Annotated in this window: 17 protein-coding genes; 4 read left to right on the top strand and 13 right to left on the bottom strand. The window is 39.5% G+C overall.

Annotation, left to right across the window (positions count from 1 at the left end; genetic code table 11):
- Positions 1-98: 98 nt before the first annotated feature.
- Positions 99-1,298 (bottom strand): CinA family nicotinamide mononucleotide deamidase-related protein, encoded by a 1,200-nt coding sequence (locus tag HC725_RS12230; RefSeq protein ID WP_190332107.1) that lies wholly within the window; start codon positions 1,296-1,298, stop codon positions 99-101.
- Positions 1,299-1,504: 206 nt separating this feature from the next.
- Here HC725_RS12230 and HC725_RS12235 point away from each other — a divergent pair, with 206 nt between their 5' ends.
- Both HC725_RS12235 and HC725_RS12240 read left to right on the top strand, forming a co-directional pair.
- Positions 1,505-2,038 carry a glycine cleavage system protein R gene (locus HC725_RS12235; RefSeq protein ID WP_190332108.1) on the top strand — a complete coding sequence of 178 codons (534 nt, stop codon included), beginning with the start codon at positions 1,505-1,507 and terminating at the stop codon, positions 2,036-2,038.
- A gap of 114 nt (positions 2,039-2,152) precedes the next feature.
- Positions 2,153-3,106 (top strand): bile acid:sodium symporter family protein, encoded by a 954-nt coding sequence (locus tag HC725_RS12240; protein WP_190332109.1) that lies wholly within the window; start codon positions 2,153-2,155, stop codon positions 3,104-3,106.
- A gap of 5 nt (positions 3,107-3,111) precedes the next feature.
- Here HC725_RS12240 and HC725_RS12245 read toward each other — a convergent pair whose 3' ends face one another.
- From HC725_RS12245 to HC725_RS12280, 8 genes are all read right to left on the bottom strand, one after another.
- Complete coding sequence (locus tag HC725_RS12245) at positions 3,112-3,450, bottom strand: hypothetical protein (RefSeq protein WP_190332110.1); 339 nt, start codon at positions 3,448-3,450, stop codon at positions 3,112-3,114.
- 352 nt (positions 3,451-3,802) lie between these two features.
- Positions 3,803-4,210, bottom strand: coding sequence for a hypothetical protein (locus HC725_RS12250; RefSeq protein ID WP_190332111.1), 408 nt, complete (start codon positions 4,208-4,210; stop codon positions 3,803-3,805).
- A 216-nt stretch (positions 4,211-4,426) separates the two neighbouring features.
- Positions 4,427-5,572, bottom strand: a complete 1,146-nt coding sequence (gene nspC, locus HC725_RS12255; RefSeq protein ID WP_190332112.1) for a carboxynorspermidine decarboxylase — start codon at positions 5,570-5,572, stop codon at positions 4,427-4,429.
- An 88-nt stretch (positions 5,573-5,660) separates the two neighbouring features.
- The gene (locus HC725_RS12260; protein WP_190332113.1) at positions 5,661-6,905 is read right to left on the bottom strand and encodes a carboxynorspermidine synthase; all 1,245 of its coding nucleotides are present in this window, start codon (positions 6,903-6,905) and stop codon (positions 5,661-5,663) included.
- Positions 6,906-7,127: 222 nt separating this feature from the next.
- Positions 7,128-10,049, bottom strand: a complete 2,922-nt coding sequence (locus tag HC725_RS12265) for a pyridoxal phosphate-dependent class III aminotransferase (protein WP_190332114.1) — start codon at positions 10,047-10,049, stop codon at positions 7,128-7,130.
- Between the two features lie 652 nt (positions 10,050-10,701).
- A complete protein-coding gene (locus HC725_RS12270; protein ID WP_190332115.1) occupies positions 10,702-12,501 on the bottom strand; it encodes an AMP-dependent synthetase/ligase in 1,800 nt (599 codons plus the stop codon).
- A gap of 233 nt (positions 12,502-12,734) precedes the next feature.
- Positions 12,735-13,211: a PaaI family thioesterase gene (locus HC725_RS12275; RefSeq protein ID WP_190332116.1), complete on the bottom strand. Its 477-nt coding sequence runs from the start codon at positions 13,209-13,211 to the stop codon at positions 12,735-12,737.
- A 170-nt stretch (positions 13,212-13,381) separates the two neighbouring features.
- Positions 13,382-14,290, bottom strand: coding sequence for a putative PEP-binding protein (locus HC725_RS12280; RefSeq protein ID WP_190332117.1), 909 nt, complete (start codon positions 14,288-14,290; stop codon positions 13,382-13,384).
- Positions 14,291-14,498: 208 nt separating this feature from the next.
- On the opposite strand from HC725_RS12280, the gene HC725_RS12285 reads away from it, so the two are divergent.
- Positions 14,499-15,575, top strand: a complete 1,077-nt coding sequence (locus HC725_RS12285; protein WP_190332118.1) for a 3-deoxy-7-phosphoheptulonate synthase — start codon at positions 14,499-14,501, stop codon at positions 15,573-15,575.
- A gap of 19 nt (positions 15,576-15,594) precedes the next feature.
- Entirely contained in the window at positions 15,595-16,077 is a 483-nt protein-coding gene (locus tag HC725_RS12290) for a YajQ family cyclic di-GMP-binding protein (protein WP_190332119.1), read from the top strand.
- Positions 16,078-16,197: 120 nt separating this feature from the next.
- On the opposite strand, the gene HC725_RS12295 is transcribed toward HC725_RS12290, so the two are convergent.
- The 4 genes from HC725_RS12295 to HC725_RS12310 form a co-directional block, all read right to left on the bottom strand.
- On the bottom strand, positions 16,198-16,821 hold the full coding sequence (locus tag HC725_RS12295) for a histidine phosphatase family protein (protein WP_190332120.1): 624 nt from the start codon (positions 16,819-16,821) through the stop codon (positions 16,198-16,200).
- A gap of 3 nt (positions 16,822-16,824) precedes the next feature.
- Positions 16,825-17,358 carry a bifunctional adenosylcobinamide kinase/adenosylcobinamide-phosphate guanylyltransferase gene (gene cobU / locus HC725_RS12300; RefSeq protein ID WP_190332121.1) on the bottom strand — a complete coding sequence of 178 codons (534 nt, stop codon included), beginning with the start codon at positions 17,356-17,358 and terminating at the stop codon, positions 16,825-16,827.
- Positions 17,355-18,188 carry an adenosylcobinamide-GDP ribazoletransferase gene (locus HC725_RS12305; protein ID WP_190332122.1) on the bottom strand — a complete coding sequence of 278 codons (834 nt, stop codon included), beginning with the start codon at positions 18,186-18,188 and terminating at the stop codon, positions 17,355-17,357. The genes cobU and HC725_RS12305 overlap by 4 nt, the downstream gene beginning before the upstream one ends.
- Before the next feature lie 173 nt (positions 18,189-18,361).
- Entirely contained in the window at positions 18,362-19,843 is a 1,482-nt protein-coding gene (locus HC725_RS12310) for a bifunctional 2-methylcitrate dehydratase/aconitate hydratase (RefSeq protein WP_190332123.1), read from the bottom strand.
- Positions 19,844-19,847 lie beyond the last annotated feature (4 nt).

Genomic DNA, 19,847 nt, shown 5'->3' on the forward strand with positions numbered 1-19,847 from the left:
ATGTTATTTAAACACCCACTTCAATCGAGTAAATATCCATCACAAAAAACTCATAATAAATAAGGCTACTTTGTATTCTATAGATATTTACTCATTGTTTATGATTCCATCAACCCGACACGTTCACATTGAGCAAACTCACCAAACACTACTTCATGTTTTGCATGACGACACAACATGTCAAATAACATGGTACTGAGTAAGATCTGTTGAGACTTTAATGGATAATTACGCTTAAAGACCACTTGTTGAGCAAAACAATTCTGACTAGTTACCAGTACCAATGCATAACTGTCATCTTTCAATTTAAAGCTAGCTAAACTCACATCACCTTGAGTATCTATGCGGTATTCTGTTGCGATAATCACACCATCTTCTAGATCTGACAGCGGTTCAACCTGGTTATCGACAATGCTTTGCTGAAAGTACTGCTGTGCTTTTTCCGACTGATATAAGGTTCTCGCCAGCTCTCCACCTGTCGCTTGTTCCATTAATGAAAGCTGCCATTGATTATCACTCAACGCCTCTCCTACCACTTCAATTAAAGGTTGATTAATACCGACAACATAAGCAGATAATGTTTCATCGATCTGAAACATTATGGATTCAATTTGTTCATGATCACGCGGGCTAAACACTTTAACCTCAATAAAAGGCATATAAGAGCGGTAGCCTAAACTGAATCCTTTTGGAAGATCGATTGGTTGCAATAAATCCGCAATTCCAGATTCACCTAAGCCAAAAGTATAAATTTTATGACACGCTTGTTGCTCAACTTCAGGGTAAAGCTTATGCAATAAAGGTAAAATTTCTTCTTTAATCATTCGCTTGAATTCAAACGGCACACCAGGCGTAAACATGATCAATGCATCATTTAATCGCATACTAAAACCGCAAGCCGTCCCAACCGGATTATCAATCACTTCCGCGCCTTTCGGCAACATAGCTTGTTTTAAATTACTCTGTGCCATCGGCCGCTTAGACTGAGAAAAATACGCTTCCATTTTCTCTACCCAAGCTTGATTCAACTCCAGCTCAACACCTGCTGCATCAGCCATCGCTTGTGCACTCATGTCATCACTGGTCGGCCCCAGTCCACCATTAACGATGATGACATCGCTACGCCAGCTTAATGTTGTAATTTCTTTAACTAAAGCATCAAGTTGGTCACCCACAGTAGCTCGATAACTTAAACCCAATCCATGTTGGAAAAACTGCTCACCAAGCCAAGAGGCATTAGTATCAACAATATCGCCATGCAACACTTCTTCACCTGTACTTAGCATCGAAATTTTCATGTCTTGTCCTTTTATCTATAACGATTAGTGCTTTAGAGAACTTTAACTCTTTAAATAATGACATACCAAAATCTAGAACACAGCCTAAATACACAAAATAATTGAGATAATTGTTCAACTAAATACATTCTGATATTTAGCCAGATAACGGAAAGTTACCTAAACTAATAATAAGCTTCAATTTAGATTCAGATAGATGGAGTAAAATGATGACTAAGATTTTCATTATCAACTTTGCAGGACAAGCCTCTCCTGCCATGATAAATCAGTTGGCGAAAACAACCCATGATCATGATGGTAAATGGCTCATTACAAAAATTAGCTACCTCGACAATCAAGTATCTGGCCTGATTAAAATAAGCATACCAGATGATAATGTAGAAACAGTTAAGCAAGCCTTTCGAGATCAACCGGATCTCTGTGTTTATTTCGCAGATTCAAGCATCAATGTGCAGGGTGAAAATAAAAATACTTACAGCCTTCGCATTGATGCCGATGATCGAAACGGTATCATGAAGGATATTTCCAACACCCTTGAAGCTGAACATGGGCAAATACTCGATATTGAAAGCAATAGAGTCTTTTTAGCGGATAGCCTTGGAGTGAGCTCCAGCATGTTCAGCTCACATTTAACCGTTAAGCTCCCCACCGCCACTAATGTACAAGATGTAATTTCAGAACTGGAAACAATGGGACTAAAGGCTTGGTTACCTAATACTGATGCTCAACTAAAATCGTGATAAACATATCTATATCGCCCATGAAACAACATTTATGTAACATATTATTTACTCTAAGCTTGGTGGCCAGCAGGTACTTGTGGCATTCTAGCTGAAAATAATAAGGAGATATTTATGTTAGGGACGATCACACGCCTGTTTCCAGTATGGGCGATACTCATTTCAATTATTGCTTACGTACAACCAGAACTCTTTCAACCATTAAAATCTTACATTGTGCCACTACTCGTCACAATTATGCTCGCGATGGGACTCACATTAAAACCTTCCGACTTCATTAATGTAGTCAAACACAAAACTGCAGTAGTAGTTGGTATTATTCTACAATTTACCATCATGCCATTAGTCGCGATTCTAATTAGTCATTTGTTAGATTTCAGCCCTGAATTAACCATTGGTATGGTGCTTGTGGGTAGTGTGGCAGGAGGTACATCTTCCAATGTTATGTGTTACTTAGCCAAAGGAAATGTGGCACTGTCTATTTCAATGACCGCGATTTCGACTTTATTGGGCGTGTTTATGACACCATTTTTATCTGAAATGTTAGCAGGCCAAACGGTTGATGTACCCGCCAGCGCCATGCTTTTAAGTCTAGTGAAAATTGTCTTAATTCCTGTCGGAGCAGGCATTTTAATTAATCAATTCATTCATAGTTTTACGAAAAAATTAGAGCCTATTCTTCCTCTGATTTCAATGATCGCCATTGTGATGATTATTGGCATTGTGATTGCTCTCAATGCTTCACAATTTACCACTATTGGCCCAATCATTGCGGTTGCTGTTATCCTTCATAATGGATTTGGATTACTAGCCGGTTATTGGATTTGCCGCTTACTCAGGTTTGATGAAACTATCTGTCGAACGATTTCATTTGAAGTCGGGTTACAAAACTCCGGCTTGGCAACAGCATTAGCAATGAAATTTTTTACCCCTGCTTCGGCTATGCCTGGTACCCTATTTTCGTTATGGCATAACATTTCAGGCTCAATTCTCGCTGGTATTTGGGCTAGGAAAGCACCAAGTGAAGAACAAGGTATCAGCGACGATACCGAAAAATCAGCCAATTAAAATAGTTAACTAATCCCAAGCGCTGAACGATCAAACTCAAGGTCGCCATTATCTAATAACGTAATGGTGACCTTATTTTTTTCCATGCCAGACTCATCCGTATTGGTACAGCCACTAAAAATAAACCAATCATACTGGTACACAAGAGAATAACGATTATCTACAAGATAATTCACCTCTAAGATCTCAATTCCCTTTTCATTTAACGCTCGATGGTCAATATGATCCATATTCGGAATCAAGCTATGTTCAAACTGGGCTTTATTCTCTACCAAAAATGCTTTTAACTTTGTCGCTAGAATATCACTCGGTTCAACATCTATGTTTTGCTTAGTAAATCGCATATATATCCTTTTTGGGTTTTATATCTTTCAGATTAGAAGCTGTTATTTTTAATTATATCGGCTTCATCACGTCAGTAAATACCTCACCGGTACCCGAGACTTAAATCAAATCCTTACGGTAATCTTTTCTCAAATTTACCTTAGGCGATTCTAAATTACACTCCTTCGTCGATATTCAAAATGACAACATCTAACTAATTTTGGGGCAGGATGGTTTTAGGCGATATCTTACACAGATTACAATCAATATTGGGTTTGGATTGTAATAGCAACGATGCGGTATTAAATTTTTATGATAAGGGCGCAGTTACTCAGCATAACCGAAGGTGAGCAATATTAACGATTGAAATGATTATTTTCTCTTATTCAGCTCGACCAATGTTTCATTCCACGCGGTATTACCGTCTCGCTTAGTGACATCATATTCCGAGCAAAACTGAGATATAGTCATATTGTTGTCACCGGTCGCTAATTTCAACGCTATTTGAACTTGCTGAAGTTTACTTTGAAGACGCAAAACTTGACCTGCATTAGGGTTCTTTTCTTTCGCATATTTTAAAGCTGCATGCTTACGATCTGCCGCGCCCGCTCTACGATCGGCTTCACCAAGTAGATATTTCAACTGAGCGACACTTTTTCCTTTTTTAAAAGCAGGTTCAATCAGCTCGACACATTCATCAAATGATGGATTAACAACATACTGATCAATTTTACAAGCTTGTTGGCGCATCCACTTTAGAGCGAGTTCTTCATCTGACATAATAAAATCTTTACAAAAAAATAGCCGTATATGATATCGCTCAATAGCAAACAGTTTCAATAAAAAACTCAGTGCGTTGGTGTATTTTTACCCAATGCTTGTTAAATAGATAAAGAAAAGAATTCATTTAGGGTATTTTAATATTAAAAATGACAGTGAATCGGACGATTACACTGCCATTTTATAAGATGAACTGCCACTATTTAGGCTAAATAATTAACTTACTGACCATTGCGATAGTGACCGCTTGAAATCATCATAGCCAAATTCGTTCAGCTTTTGAATATCGCCATTAGAACGCTTGCAATACACGCTTGGCATTTTTAATCCATTAAACCAATTCAATTTCACCATGGTGTAACCTGCGCTATCAAGAATATGCAACCGTTGACCAATATTTAAAGGCTCATCAAATTTCGCCACACAAAACTGATCTCCGGCAAGGCAAGAACAAGATCCTATCACATATTCAAACTCACCATTTTCAGTCGCTTCACCAATGGTGGCTGGTTCATTGTAGATTAAGGTATCAAGTCGATGCGCTTCAGTAGCAGAGTCCACAATCGCCGTTTTCATGCCATTTTCAACCACATCAACCACCGTTACCACTAAATCAGCAGTTTTGGTAATGACCGCTTCACCCGGCTCTAAATAGAGTTGAACATCATGTTTCTCACTAAAGTGCTTTAAGGCTTGTGCGAGTTTTTCAACCTCATAACCCGGCCAAGTAAAGAACACCCCACCGCCTAAACTTACCCAATCTAGCTTATCGAGATAAGTGCCGAAACGTTGTGAAATACTGTCTAGTAAAGAGATAAAGTCGTCGGCAGATTTATTCTCACAGTTCATGTGAAACATCACACCATCGAGAGAATCAAATAGATCCGCATTTAATTGAGCGTCTTGAACCCCTAAACGTGAAAACTGACGCGCAGGATCGGCCAAATCTTGCCCTGCACGACTAACCCCCGGATTCAAACGAACGCCAATTGACGCTTTACCTTCCACTAAGTGACGATGAGCTTGTAGTTGACTTAATGAATTAAAGATCATCTTGTCGCAAATGCCCACCACCGCTTTTACATCATCTTCACTGTAACCCACACTGTACGCATGATTTTCTTTACCAGAATCAGCGCCACCGAAAGTTTCATGACCAAGCATAACTTCATAAGGACCGCTGCTTGTCGTGCCATCAAGATAAGGTTTGATAATGTCAAACACGCCCCAAGTAGAAAAGCACTTGAGCGCTAAAACCAATTTAACACCACTTAATTCTTTTAGTTTTTTAGCGATCTCAAGGTTATGAATAAGCTTGTCTTCGTCGATCATAAAATATGGCGTTGGGAGATTTTTTTGCATAGAAAGTTCTCAATCAATAAGGGAATGATAAACAAACAGCCATGAGATAGTCACATGGCTGTTTTTTCAATAGATAATTAAGTAAAGCTTATTTTAAGATATTAATCTTCGGTTGGCCCGGTTCTAATTCTTGAACATGCCAATCAAGACCAATTTTGGGCATTGTCTCTAAGAACATATCAGGATCAAGTTGTTCCATGTTGAACACGCCCGCTTGATTCCAACTACCATTAAAGTATTGCAATGCCGCCGTAATAGCAGGAACACCCGTAGTATAAGCAATCGCTTGATGCTCAACATCTTCATAAGCGACTTCATGATCAGCGTTGTTATAAATAAACACGCTGCGTGCTTTACCATCTTTCGTACCTTGAACCCAAGTACCAATACAAGTTTTACCTGTGTAACCAGGTGCTAATGACGTTGGATCTGGCAGTAAGGCTTTCAATACTTTCAGAGGCTCAACCACAGTACCGTCTTGTAAGGTCACAGGATCTGGGCTTAATAGGCCAATATCTTTCATGCAGTTGAAGTAGTTTAAGTATGTATCGCCAAAACCCATCCAGAATTCGATACGTTTTGCAGGAATGAACTCCTGCATTGAACGTACTTCATCGTGTGCCATTGAGTAGACTTTAAACTCACCACAATTTGGAAAATCAAACTCAAGCATGCGCGTATGACAAGGAACTTGTTTCCAGCTGTCATTTTCCCAATAGAAAGAATCACCTTGGATTTCAAGCATGTTGGTTTCAGGGTCAAAGTTGGTAGCAAACTTCTTACCATGATCACCCGCATTAACATCCATTACATCAATGGTGTCAATTTCATCGAATAAATGTTTAACGGCGTAAGCGGCAAACACACTCACCACACCAGGATCAAAACCTGCACCTAAAATACCGGTAATGCCTGCTTGCGCAAACTTTTCACGAAACGCCCATTGAGGATCATACGCTTCTGGCACTTGCTGTCCTTCGCTGCATAAATCAACGGCAACAGACGTATCTAAATAAGAAACCTTAGCTTGGTAGCACGCTTCCATAATGGTCACGTTAACCCAAGGAGGACCGGCATTAATCACTAAATCTGGCTTAACGTCATTAATTAATGCCACTAAAGATGCCACATCAACTGCATCTACAAATCGAGCTTCTAATTTCTTTGATGGGTCTTTGAGGTTATTTTTACCTTTAATTGAATCAATAATTTTTTCGCACTTAGATAACGTCCGAGATGCAAGAGTAATATCCCCTAACACATCATTATTTTGAGCCGCTTTATGCGCAACAACCCAACCAACACCACCCGCACCAATTTGTAAAATAGACATCTTTAGTTCACCTTCCTTCTTAATTTTTAATCATGCTCATATAAGTAATATTGGCTTATATAAGCTGTAAATTTTGTTTTCAACAAAGGCAACAACCGCGCCTACCTTAAGCACCACCAGTAGCAATACTTAAAATAGACATCTTTAGTTCACCTTCCTTCTTAATTTCCTACCATGTTCAACGATAAGCGATGATTGCTTATATGAACGTAATTTTGTGTATTATTTATTGCTTGTTAATGTTTGTGCCAACTGGTTAATGTCATGTAATAACGATTCAAAACCAGATAACTTTAAACATGGATTTAAAATTGTGAATTTCAATGCTGCTTTGCCATCAACCGTCGTTTCGCCTAGCACTGCAATTCCGCGAACTAAGGCTTCAATACGAATTTGACGATTTAAATCATTCAATGCTTCTTCGCTTAAATTTACATTACTGTAACGCATTAACACAGTCGATAATGCTGGCGGTGCTAGCAGTTCAAAAGCCGCATCATTAGAGACCATTTGAGCAACCTGCTGAGTTTGTTCGATCAAATGATCATACATTTCACCCAACGCTTGCGTTCCCACACTTTGCATTGTCATAAAGACTTTTAAAGCATCAAAACGGCGTGTTGTTGCCATTGATTTATCCACCAGGTTTGGCAATTCATCAGTTTCACGATTAAGGTAATCAGCATGATGAAGCAGATACTTAAAGTTCGCTTTATCATTCACGAGTACCGCGCCACAGCTAATTGGTTGATAAAATAATTTATGGAAATCGACACTGATCGACGACGCCCTTTCAATACCAGCCAAACGGTCTTTATGTTGACTCAAAATCAATGCGCCACCATAAGCGCCATCAACATGTAGCCATAAAGAATGCGTTTGCGCTAAGTCGGCAATCGCATTCAAATCATCAATCGCACCATGGTCAGTTGTGCCCGCCGTACCAACCACAGCAAACGGAATTAATCCCTGCGCTTTCAATTCAATCAATGTCTCGGCAAGAGAGTCAATATGAATGGTTCCATCGGTGTTGGTATCGACACACACAACCCCTGCTTCACCTAACCCCATTAAAGATGCCGTTTTTTGCACCGTAAAGTGGGACTTATTGGAACACACGATTCTCAGCTTATCGGCATAATCCGGTAAACCTAATTTTTGAATAGAATGTTGACTCAATTTATCGGCAATCCAATCACGCGCGAGTAATAAGCCCATTTGATTACTTTGAGTACCACCACTGGTGAATACTCCATCAGCCTGGGAGCTCATACCATATTTGTCACATAACCAATCCACTACGCGCTGCTCAACATAAGTTGCTGCCGATGCTTGATCCCATGAATCCATCGATTGGTTTAGTGATGCGATCATAATTTCAGATGCAATAGCCGGTACAAGTGGCGGTGTATGCAAATGAGCAATGCAATTTGGATGCTGAACAAAAATCGAATTTTTAGCGACTAAGTTAGTATTGTTATGGATAACTTGTTGTAAATCATCGTTGCTTGAATCCAAATCTACGGCTTCAATTTGTGCTTTTAGCAATTGAGGGTCAATGCCTGAATAAGGTTTATCCACTGCTTCAAAAACTGCTTTCATCGCTTGAGTGGCTTGATTCATCGCATGCTCAAAACTATTTGCGCCATTTTCACCCGTTTGGATAAAGTGCTTATGCCACTCTTGGTGATTAGTCTCTTCTTGTGGAAGCTGAGCTTTTTCTGGATCAATACCACCACCAGCGGCAATGATCGCCTCTTTTAATGTTTTTAATGCAAAGTCAATTTGCTCAAAACTGATAATAATTGGTGGTAAAAAACGTAGAACGGAACCATCACGTCCACCTTTTTCAATCATCAAACCACGCTCTAATGCCGCGCGTTGGATCTTTAACGTTAATTCAGAAGCAGGAATGCGTTCGCCAAATTTATTTAACTCACCATTTGGATTAACAACCTCTGCACCTAACATTAACCCTTTACCACGAACTTCTGCGATACAGCCGACTTCACGTTGGATTTTTTCAAGACCTTCACGCAAGTATTGACCTGCAGCTTTAGCATGCGCGACCAAATTATCACGTTGAATAATTTCTAATGCTTTTGCACCTGAAACCATCGCGAGCTGATTACCACGGAAAGTACCGGTATGCTCACCCGGATTCCAAGTATCAATTTCTTTATTGAACACAAGAATCGACATTGGCAATCCACCGCCGATCGCTTTTGATAGGCAAAGAATATCCGGCGAAATGCCCGACTCTTCAAAAGCAAAATTATGCCCTGTTTTACCAACACCACATTGAATTTCATCAAAAATTAATAAAATACCATGCTCTTGAGTGATACGACGTAACTCACGTAGCCAAAAAGCAGGGGCAGGAATAACGCCACCTTCACCTTGAACGGGTTCAACAATAATCGCCGCCGGTTTTTGAATGCCACTTTCATCATCATTGAGCATACGTTCAATATAACGAATACTTTGTTTCGCACCGTCGTCACCGCCGATACCAAATGGGCAGCGTAAGCTATATGGAAAAGGCATAAAGTGAACATCAGACATCAAACCCGTGCGACGTGCTTTCGTTCCTAAATTCCCCATCATTCCCATCGTGCCGTTTGTCATACCGTGATAAGCACCACGAAACGCCATCATAGTATTACGACCGGTCGTTTGCTTAGCCAGTTTAATGGCGGCTTCAACTGCATCTGCGCCAGAAGGACCACAGAATTGGATAACGGAATTATTCGCAAAATTTGCAGGTAGGAAAGATTTTACCTGCTTAATGAAATGATCTTTTGCTGGTGTCGTAATATCAAGGGTTTGATAAGGTAAGCCTGAATCTAATTGTTCTTTAAGTGCCTGATTAATTTCAGGGTGGTTGTAACCCAACACTAAAGTTCCTGCTCCAGCTAAACAATCTAAAAATAATTGTCCACGAGTATCCTCAACCAGCACACCGTAAGCCCTCTTTATAGCAATAGGCAAACGACGTGGATAAGAACGAACAGCCGATTCGTGTTGTTCTTGATCGAGTAATACTTGATCTAAAGTAAGGTCATACACACCATCTACATATGGAATATTAGTAGTGAATGGAGCATGAGCGGTATTAAGCTCAAAATTAAAAGCAGTAGTCATGTCAGTAACTCTTAAATGTAATTGTATACTTTTCCTTTCCAATCAAATGGGCCAGAAAAAGCAACCAACCTAAATAACCTTATTCAAACTATAAATAAGGATTCGTTTAAAACACAAAAGGAAATCGAAAACAGACCTATATAGAAAAATAGCGTAAAGATAAACGCTAAATTAAAGCCATAATAAGTATGTTTACATTTTAAATTCGTATTAAATCAAGGTTCGGTAAGGCTTGACGTGCGACGATTAAGTGGCATGCAGCAATAGCATGAAAATCGAGTCGAGTTGATAAGTGTCATCACCAAAATGATTTGGTTGATGATTTTATTTATGCTTCTAAAGCTGATTTTAAAAATCGTGGCTAGCGTGTTCAATGTTGGGCTTCCTATAAAAATGCTTCCTTTAATTTCAGCATTTGTATCCCTTCTACTGATAAACGTTTATCAGTACCTACTCATACGTAATGGCACAATCAGCTTGAATGTCCTTACGCGTATCCCCCAAGGTACAACTTTTACTCCTCAAGATTGCCGCAAAAATAACATAATTAATATTTTGTTAGCAATCTTATTTTAAAACTAAAGGTGAATTTCTTTTATGTTTAATCATCCATTTAATTTTAACCAATTGATATATTTCTAACTTCCAATATTTAAGGATACATAGCTTGGATTTCAGAGGCATAAGTTTGGTAAATGTTTTTACGACGTAATTTTAACGTTGGCGTGATCAAGCCTTTCTCAATCGAAAATGCTTCTGACAACAAAGTAAATTTTTTAATTTTCTCAAAACCAGCTAATTCTTGCTGTAATTCTTTCAAGCGGCTTTCGAAATGTTCAATTACATGATGATTTCGAAGTAGCTCAATAGAGGATTCAAACTGTAAACCTTTGTCTCTTGCCCAAACTTCAAGTGATTCAAAAGCAGGAACAATTAAAGCCGTTACATAATTACGTTGGTCTGCAATCACCGCGATTTGTTCAATGAACGAACAACACCCTACTTTTCCTTCCACACGTTGAGGCGCAATGTATTTACCATTAGAGGTTTTCATTAGTTCTTTAATGCGATCGGTAATATATAAATTACCATTAGCGTCAAACTCACCGGCATCACCTGTTTTCAACCAACCATCTTGAAATGCATTTTTTGTATCGATTGGTCGATTATAATAACCACGCATCACAGTATCGCCTCGTACCAGTATTTCATTACTTTCCCCGATCTTAACTTCGGTTTCACTCAGCACTTGGCCATTTGATCCTGATACACGATTTACAATTGTATTGCATGTCACCGTAGCGGTTGTTTCCGTCATGCCATAGCCGCATAGTACAGGTACTCCTATCGCATGAAAAAAGCTTGCTACCTCTTTATCTAATGCAGCGCCACCACAAGGCATAAACTTAAGGCGACCACCAAGCACTTGCTGCAACTTTGAAAAAACCAATTTAGTGGCTAGCGCTTGTTGAATACTTGACCAAATCGTTCCTATCATTCTGCCTTGTTGCACTTCAAATTGTCTAATACCAACCGATAGTGCCCAACCAAATATTTTTTGTTGCGTAGATGAGCCTTTAGACACTTTTGCTTTTACTGCACTGTATACTTTTTCTAAAAATCGAGGAACGACGCACATAGTGTTAGGGCGAACTTGTGCGATAGCCTCTTTCACTTTATTCGTATCTGCGAGATATACATTTTTACCACCTCGGCATAACACATAGAAACTCCAAGCTCGTTCAAATACATGGCTAAGTGGTAAAAATGCCAATGATACATCACCAGTAGAGAACGCAAGTTTTTCATCATGCTGACGCATCGTTGAAGCAATATTTCGATGATCGAGCATAACCCCTTTAGGCTCACCAGTAGTTCCTGATGTATAAATCAAGGTTAACAAATCATCAAGATTGGCGTCGAATAAACGTTGCTGTAATTCAGTTTCATGTTCTTCCGTGATTAACATTTCATCGACAAGCAAAGCATCAAAATGATGATGGTATTCGGTATTCAGTAAAGCTGTATTTGAATCAAAAACTACAATATGGGAAATGCTATTACTATGCGCTTGTAGGTTACACGCGGCTTTATATTGCTCGGCAGTATCGACAAAAATAACACTCGCTTGAGCATCATTAATAATATAACGAGCTTGTTCTGAGGTATTGGTTGGATAAATAGGAACGACAACAGCGCGCGCTTTCAAACAAGCAATATCAGCACAAGTCCATTGAGGCTTGTTGTCCGATAAAATCGCACACTTATCTTGAATACCCACACCAAAATGAATTAAAACTTGCGCCATTTTAGTCGATATAGCGTCAAATCGAAACCATGAAACTTGATCCCAAGGCGCAGATAATTCGAACCCTTCAAGGGCAATTTGATCTGGCTGTACTTGTACTTGCTTATAAAGCGCACGAACTGGATGATATTGTTCTAATGACATGCTGTATTTACCTGTTGACCAATCTTAATATAATGATTTGGTTTGGTTTATTTGAGCTTACATGTTTTATTTTTTGTCTGCATTTTACCCACCAAACTGACAAACGCTATAAATTTCGGCTTACACTTGTAAGTTTTTATGTTTCTCCAGCAAAGCCATATCCTATATGAATGAATACTTTACGCGTTATAAGCTATTCAATATTACAAAGCACTCCAATATTACAAAACAGTTCAATTTTTCACCGCTTTTACGGAAAGTGTTAATTCAAAAATAGCCATTGGGTCATCGCCATTTAAGCTTGGGCAAAGTGCGGTTATCGTCACGACTTGATTCACTCTCAAACCGGTACTCATCGTTTCCGCTAGCATTTGATCAATCAACTTCCCGTCATTACACACAAACACAACATCCGCTTCAGGCCTAGCTAAAAATTCAGCTTTCACTGCTTTAAATGCTAACGATATTTTCTGCCCCATCTGTTCTGATTTACTGATAGCTAAAAAACCACCTGCCGTATCCGCACCAACCGCTAATGCACCAAAATACATACTATTTAAATGATTCTTAGTCGATTTAATTAATGGCATTTTAATCTCGACCGATTCTTGAGTGAGCTTAATGATCTCCGGTTTGCAATATCCTATCATTGGTACCAATTGCTCACCGAAATACGCCAAATGTTGATTTACAGAAGTTAGAATATCCATGTTTATCCTCATATTACTAAATGGGTTGAATAGCTATCACATCAGACCAGTTAACTTACTATTAACATTTAAGTCAATTAGCAATATCCAAACTTGTAATAGAGATAAAAAAACCGACCATATAAATGGTCGGTTTGTGGTGACAGGCAAAGTAAAACAGCCAATTTAAATTAAACGCCAGCCAGTACCTGTAAACCGTCTTGATCGAGTAAAACATCTTGAATCTTAGAGTACTCTGCCAATTTTTGACAATACACTACACAGGGTTTATTCACTTGTTGAGCTGTTTTTACTGCTTGACTGATCAGTAAAACCACCGCTTCATGTTCAGGATTAAATAGCGTCCCTAAGGTGGTATTATCTTGATCCGCACCGATCGTTAATTGAGTTAAGTTATTTGTGTTCACTACCATGCCATCGAAATATTGCAGTAAACGATCCGCTAATAATATGGAAGCAGGTGCATCGCAGCAAAACAAAACTTTTAACCCATTAAGGCCGCGCGGCAACCCTTGAACGGCAAGGCGATCAATTATCGTGGCGGCATCACTTAATGCGCGAACAAATGGCACCACAATTTCAATATCTAACCCTTTAGCCCGTAATTGTTTTACCACTTGGCATTCCAGCTCAAAAGAATGGGTGTGCTCAAGAGAAGCAAAACGAGCCACACCTCTGAGTCCAATCGCAGGATTAACCTCTTGAGCTTCAATATGACCACCTAACAATGCAGCATATTGGTGGCTATCGGCATCTGATAGACAAACTCTGATTTGTTGATGAGATGGATTAACTGCCGATTCAACCAAGCTCACTAAAGTTTGAATAAAATGTTCATCCACATCACTAGACGACAGCTCATGAAGATTCAGTATTGATGATAATTCGATTTTTTCTTGCTCGCTTAACGCATCCAGATGCAAACCAATTTGAGGATGATAAGTAATATTGTCTAAAACTAAATCACTAAAAGAAACATATAAATGTTGCGCCCCTTCAATACAACGGCTTGACTTTGACGAAAGAACATCACCCAATAACAAGTGTTCTGGGATCTTTCCAGGATTTGTGTGAGACATAACTACTCCGTTTAAATACATCTGATGTACAAAGAAAATACTGACGAAACATCAACAAAACAAGCGAAAAAGTCATTACATTCGGTTTAATCGAAAAATTTCCAATAAATTCCTTAATTCTTATGGATAAAAACCAATCTGGCGTTTATTACCTTGCCCATTTCCGTTATCTTTATCGGGTGTACCTTTAAATCAATAAGACAGTCGAATGACACACGTAAAAACAGATGAATTAAGAACGCAAGCACTTGGCCCAATGCCAACGCCTCTGGAACTCACCCAAGCTCACCCACTTTCCGATCACGTTGCCGAACATATCGAATCTTCTCGCCGTCAAATTGAAGCGATTCTTTCGGGTAACGACCATCGTTTATTAGTGGTCGTTGGCCCATGTTCAGTCCATGACACCAATGCAGCGTTAGATTACGCCCAACGTTTAAATGAACTTCAAGCTCAATACCAAGATCAGCTTTTCATTGTTATGCGCACTTACTTTGAAAAACCTCGCACCATTATTGGGTGGAAAGGTTTAATCTCTGATCCTAATCTTGATGGTAGCTACGCCTTAGAAGCGGGTTTACACAAAGCGCGCAAACTTCTGCTCGATATCAACACACTTGGTCTGGCAACCGCCACTGAGTTTTTAGATATGATAACCGGCCAATATATTGCAGATTTAATTTCTTGGGGCGCCATTGGGGCTCGTACAACCGAATCTCAAATACATCGAGAAATGGCATCTGCACTTTCTTGCCCAGTTGGTTTTAAAAACGGAACCAATGGTAATGTTAAAATTGCCACTGACGCTATCCGTGCTGCGCAGGCCTCTCACTATTTTTGCTCTCCAGATAAAAATGGCCGCATGACGGTATACCGCACTGCGGGTAACCCATATGGACATACGATTTTACGTGGTGGCGATTCTGGTCCAAACTTTGATGCAGACTCCGTAACACAAGCTTGCCAACAATTAGCTGAGGTTGAATTAACACCTCGCCTTGTAGTTGATTTTAGTCATGCCAACTGCCAAAAAGAACACCGTAAACAGCTCGATGTGGCAAAAAACATCTGCCAACAAATTGAAAGTGGCTCAACCTATATTGCTGGAATAATGGCGGAAAGCTTTATTGAAGAAGGCAATCAACCTATGAACGATCTCGAGAACTTAGCTTATGGTAAGTCCATTACCGATCCATGTTTAAGCTGGAACGATACGTTGACCATGCTAGATATGTTAGCGTCATCAATTCAGGCAGTAGCCACTAAAAATACAACCAATAAATAAAATAGAAAGGACTAACCTCATGCCTTCATTTGATATTATTTCTGAAGTAGACAGCGTTGAAGTGCGTAATGCGGCTGAAAATGCTAACCGTGAACTTGATACTCGTTTTGACTTCCGTAATGTCGAAGCCAAATTCGAATTTAAAAACGATATTGTGAAGCTTTCGGCTGAAAATGACTATCAACTCGGTCAAATGATGACCATGCTGCGCGGCCAATTAGCGAAACGCGGTGTTGATGCTAACTCTGTTGATTTAAAGAAGCCCGATCAAACAGGTAAAACATGGACACAAGAAGCGAGCTTTAAGCAAGGCATTGAGCAGGATGTCGCCAAGAAAGTCGTTAAATTAATTAAAGAGGCTAAATTAAAAGTTCAAGCCGCTATCCAAGGCGATAAAGTACGAGTGACTGGTAAAAAACGTGATGATTTACAAGAAGCGATGGCTGCTATTCGTAATTCTGAGTTGGAACAACCTTTCCAGTTTAATAACTTTAAAGATTAACCGTCTTTAAATGATAAACACAAAGCCAGCCTTAGTATTATTAAGGCTGGTTTTATTGCATTTAAATCATAACTTTATTATCAGTGGTATATTTTCTACTCATTCATTTAGTCCTGAAAATCACAGTTGACTAATATTAACGACTTTTGTTCCTAGAACGTTACCGAGATTATCTCTCAAAATATCAACCTGTGTCGTGCTTCCATTAGATATTTGTAAACTGGAATGCCATTGCGGTTGTTTAAAATTAACACCAAGTATTCCTGCCAAAATCATCCGAATGACACCACCATGACAAATTAGCAAACCATCTCCAGTTTGAGCATCAAGTAGCTGCTGCCAACCTTGGGTAATACGATCATAAAAAGTCGACAACAATTCACTATTAGGTAAAGGATACTCACCTGGTTCTGCCCAGAAATGCTCTAATTGTGACCACTCTTGATTCAGTTCATCAAAAGGAACGCCATCAAAATCACCAAAATTCATTTCTTTAAATTGGGCGTTAACTTGTACTGATATTGAATGATACCGAGCAATTTCAGTTGCCAAGCTATGACAGCGACAAAGTGACGATGTAACAATAAAATCAGGCGTAAAATTTAACCCGCTCAGCCTTAATGCAATATTCTGATTATCTTCATCATTAACTTTAGCATCCGTATAGCCATATAAAGCAGGATCGCCAATCACTTTTGCATGACGAATCAGATAAAGTGTTTGAGTATGATATTTTTCTTCCACCACTTATCCTTTTAACTTCAATGGTAAGCCCGCGGCAACAAACGTTACGCCATCCATCAATTTCGCTATGGATTGATTCATCCAACCGGCATGATCGACAAATAAACGAGAGACTTCACCTAATGGAACAATGCCCATCCCTACTTCATTGGAAACCAAAATAATATGAGCTTGAGATTGCTCAATACCTTTGACTAATTTATCAACACATTGCATGAGCGTTTTACTATTCGCATTCTCACCTAACTGAAATATTTGATTATTCAGCCACAAGGTTAAGCAGTCGATCAACACAACATCTGTTGGCGTAAATTGGGGTAGTTTTTCGCAAAGTTGATAAGGTGATTCATGTAGAATCCACTCAGCTCCTCGCCTTGCTTGATGATGATCAATCCGTTCCGTCATTTCATCGTCAAACGATAATGCGGTAGCAATATAATGCAAAGTGAAGCCGTTTTTTTGAGCTAAAGATTGAGCTTGTTGTTCAGCAAAACTGGATTTACCTGAGCGCGCACCACCTAAAATCAACTGTTTCATACCATCCACCCTTTTAAGACATCAAGCAGTAAATAAAGGGTACGTTCTTGATGCTGAAAGACAGGACTCGCCCCAACGATGATAAGGTAAAAAATCAACTCCGATAACTGCTGAGCCGCACCGAGACAATCTCCAGTAAAGCCACCTAAGCGATCGAATAACCAATGCTTAAAACTAAAACGTAATAACATAAAGCTAATCAATAAAATCACGACAACACTTGGACTTAACCACAATAAAGGCAAGATTCCAGTAAGTAAAATAACGCTCAACTCACCCGAATTTTGCTGGCTCGCCAATGGCTTACTTTTACTGCCATCACTTTCCGTCACATAAGGCATATCATAAATAAAACTGGCTGCCATACTGCGGCTGAAACCATAAGCAATAATCACGATCATGGCTAATGAGTCTAATTTTTCAACCTCGTTCAATAACACAAATTTACCGAGTAACGCCATCATTAATGCTGATGCACCGTAAGTCCCGATTCGGCTATCTTTCATTATTGATAACCGGCGTTCAACTGTCATCCCTCCACCAATACCGTCAGCCATATCTGCCAAGCCATCCTCATGGAAAGCGCCAGTTAGCATTAAACTAAACACCATCATTAAAAATAAGCTCGTAGAAACGGGCAGAACAAAATGAGCAAGGGTATAAACGAGTGCGCACATTCCTCCAAGCAATAAACCCACGAGTGGAAAATAACGTCCACTATGATTCATGCGAATATCACTATAAGGAGTGCTCACTGGAATAGGCAGGCGTGAAAAAAATCCAATTGCTAGCAACAATAATTGCCATTGATATGTTAACCATTGGAACATCTAGCATCCTTAAGTCGAGTATCGTTAAATTGCACGAAGAACTCACATCGATTAGATAAGGCGCTAGTGTACCTAAATCTCTATTTAATGTTTATAAGAAAACTCTCCAATGAATAATCAAAGGAGGGTAACAATATGGTTAATTTTCATCACTTAATCTGAGTATAGAAAAATCAGTGCCCTACCCACATATCCATAAATTCATTCACAGGCATAGCTTCTAGCACTGGCTGATCTTTGCACGCCGTTAAAATACGTTTCACTTGATGTGGTACAAATCGAGTGTTGAGGTTACGTTCAAACTTACTTTCAAGAACTGGGATCCCTTCTTCGCGACGGCGGCGATGACCAATGGGATATTGCACTTCAATCTTATCAGTGGAACTTCCATCCTTAAAAAACACTTGTAGCGCATTAGCTATGGAGCGTTTTTCAGGATCAAGATAGTCCTTGGTGTATTGCGTATTCTCTTGAATCACCATTTTATTACGTAAAGCATCAATTCGAACATCGGCTTGATGAAAACTATCTTCATAATGTTCCGCGATTAAATCACCGTAAATCAATGGCACTGCGATCATATATTGTAGGCAATGATCTCGATCCGCTGGATTGGCTAAATCCCCTGTTTTGGAAATAATACGCACCGCTGACTCATGAGTCGTCACCTCAATTCGTTCAACTTCATCCAAGCGATTTTTTATTTTTTGATATAAAGACACGGCGCACTCAACCGCAGTCTGAGCATGAAATTCTGCAGGAAAAGACAGCTTAAATAAAATGTTATCCATAACGTAGCTGTCAAAACCTTGGCTTATTTTAAAAGCTTCGCCTTTGAACAACACATCATTAAAACCCCATGTTGGCGCAGATAATACTGATGGTAATCCCATTTCGCCTTTCATGGTGATCATCGCTAAGCGCACTGCACGCGAAGTAGCATCTCCTGCAGCCCATGATTTACGAGAACCCGCATTTGGCGCGTGACGATAAGTACGCAACGCGCAGCCGTCCACCCAAGCTTGTGATACCGCATCCACAATTTGATCGCGATTGCCACCGAGCATTTTAGTTACCACCGCCGTTGAAGCAACACGCACTAATAACACATGATCAAGCCCCACTCGGTTATAACTATTTTCCAACGCCAATACACCTTGGATTTCATGGGCTTTAATCATCGCCACCAGCACATCTTTCATGCTTAATGCAGTTTTACCTTGAGAGATTGCCACTCGGCTTAAATAATCGGCGGTGGATAAAATGCCGCCTAAATTATCAGAAGGATGCCCCCATTCAGCCGCAAGCCAAGTATCATTAAAATCCAACCATCGGATCATACAGCCAATATTAAAAGCGCCCGCAACCGGATCAAGCTCATAAGCGGTACCAGGCACTTTTACGCCATGTCTCACTGTCGTACCTGGAACAATTGGTCCTAAATGTTTGGTGCATTCGGGAAACTTTAATGCCAATAAACCGCAACCTAAAGTATCCATCAAACAGTTACGGGCGGTATTTAAAGTTTCCTTTGAAATTTCCTTATTATCAGTCACGTAGTCAGCAATTTGGACGAGCAACGCATCCGGTTGTGGACGATGATTCTCTTCTGCTTGGTTAGTTTTTGTATGATTAATGATGCTTAACGACGACATGTAG

The sequence above is a fragment of the Vibrio sp. S17_S38 genome, assembly GCF_014694375.1.
Lineage (GTDB): Bacteria > Pseudomonadota > Gammaproteobacteria > Enterobacterales > Vibrionaceae > Vibrio.